Below are 497 nucleotides of genomic sequence, written 5' to 3' on the forward strand. Positions count from 1 at the left end.
ACGAGGGAGAGTCATGCCTTACACAGTAGCGCGCCCACGGGCGTGGATAGCCGGCCTGCTGGCAGCATTGTCACTGGCAGTGTCCGGTTGCGGCGACAAGCTCATCGCGGTGTCAATGGTTGGCTATAACCACACCGATGTGGGCATCTATGCGTTCGAGGTCAACGGTCATGGCGGCCCGAATATCGGGGCGCACAAGGGCGGTGGCAATTTCACTTGCTGCGTCACGGTGCCACGGATCTACAAGCCTGGCACGACGGTGAAGGTTCGATGGGTCCATCGCATCGACGATGTTCCGCAGGTGCGGATCGTCCCCGTGCCGCCCTACGGGCCGGAGGAAATCGGAAGGTTCGCGGTGCATTTTCTGCGCGACGGCAATGTCAAGGTGTTCGTGACCATGATGGGTCTTGGACATCCCGACTATCCCTTGAAGGGCGACGAGGCGCGCAAGTAACCACAGTTCCACGAGGAGAGTCATGCCTTACACAGTAGCGCGC

The 497-nt window shown here is 60.4% G+C and carries 1 protein-coding gene; it reads left to right on the forward strand.

The window, feature by feature from the left end; genetic code table 11:
- On the forward strand, positions 1-454 hold a 454-nt coding region (locus tag AC1EJR_RS27330), incomplete at its 5' end, for a DUF3304 domain-containing protein (protein WP_477147860.1).
- Between the last annotated feature and the right edge of the window lie 43 nt (positions 455-497).

It is taken from the genome of Cupriavidus sp. 05T42 (genome assembly GCF_056396345.1).